The organism is Luteibacter sp. P4_E6, from assembly GCF_056401535.1.
Genome location: NZ_JBFUJE010000797.1, coordinates 1 through 1338 on the forward strand (window position 1 = coordinate 1; position 1338 = coordinate 1338).

At 58.1% G+C, this 1338-nt stretch carries 2 protein-coding genes; both read left to right on the plus strand.

Going from position 1 to position 1338, the window contains the following annotated elements; all coding sequences use genetic code 11:
- Window positions 1-33: 33 nt before the first annotated feature.
- Window positions 34-477 (plus strand): hypothetical protein, encoded by a 444-nt coding sequence (locus tag AC1DT2_RS23575; protein WP_477299109.1) that lies wholly within the window; start codon window positions 34-36, stop codon window positions 475-477.
- Window positions 478-507: 30 nt separating this feature from the next.
- Window positions 508-1338: glucosaminidase domain-containing protein (locus AC1DT2_RS23580; protein ID WP_477299110.1), on the plus strand; the 831-nt coding region annotated here is incomplete at its 3' end.

Genomic DNA, 1338 nt, shown 5'->3' on the forward strand with positions numbered 1-1338 from the left:
CACTAGTACTTCGACCTCTACTCGAMTACACCGGTGGGTGACAACAGCAAATGCGTGGCTGGAAAGGTGACAGACGAAGACGGCATGTTCTCCCGCCCCTACGTCTATGTCGCCGACGCGGCGGGCGAGCGAATCAAATGGGCCAGGTATATGGATATGCCGGACGACTTCTATGAGGGCAGGGCGACTCACTGCGTGCGGCGGGGAGACGCACTGTATGTGCTTCTCCAGCTCGATACCCAGGCCCCACGGTCGCTCTCGCAGACTCTGCTCAGCATAGTGAAAGTTCGCATAGCAGACGGCAGCACCGAGGGCGAGGAAGACGTTCCAGTACCCAATGCCAAGGGACCATATACATCTTGGGTCTGGGATGACGACGGACTCAAGGTGGTCAATGACGCATTCCTTGTTACAGGAAAGTATCGATATCTGGATACGGAAGACGACTTTCCGTTCTCCGTCACGATCAAGATGTAGCCGTCCTAGTAATTATTCCGCGAGCACTCCATGGAAACCAACGAAGAATTCATTGCAAGGTTGTACCCGATCGCCAGGAAGATTTCCGCGGAAACGGGCCTTTCCTGGGAGCTGATGCTTGCTCAGGCCGCTAAAGAGACCGGTTGGGGAAGGCATGTTCTTCCGGGCACGAACAACATGTTTAACGTCAAGGCGTTTGGCCGGTGGTCTGGCGAGAAAAAGACCGCCCATGTCGACGAGACGTACGACAACACCGGAAAGAAAACTTGGGAGGACCATCCGTTCCGGGTTTATAAAACGGTGGAGGAGTCGTTCAGGGATCGCGCGAAGTTCCTTACGGAGAACCCTCGATACGCGAAAGCAGGTCTGTTTGACGAAGGCACGCTTGGCGACATTGAGGCGGAAGCTAAAGCCTTGTACAAGGCGGGCTTCGCTACGGACAAGCACTACGTCGAGGGACTTCTCGAAGTATTCAATGGTCCAACGATGCGCCGCAGCATCGCGTTGGCGAGCGGGCAAGAGGTCGCGCGCACGACGGCAGCCGGGTCGTCCAGGAGTGGCACCCTTCGAGAAGGCGATCGTTCGGACGCCGTAGGCGAGCTACAGAACCGGCTGCGCCGACTCGGCTATATGGCACCCGATGGAACACCTCTTGCCGCTGATCAAGACTTCGGCCGGCGAACCCGTCTAGCCCTCGAAGCCTTCCAGCGCGAKCACCAGCTGAAAGCCGATGGCGTCGCTGGTCGCGCCACGCTCGCCGCCATCGAACACGCCGTCCAGACTGAGCTGCGCTCCATAGGTCAGCCTGACGCACCGTACCTGCGAGCCGAGGAACCCAACGAAGCGCTGGCTGCCTATCAT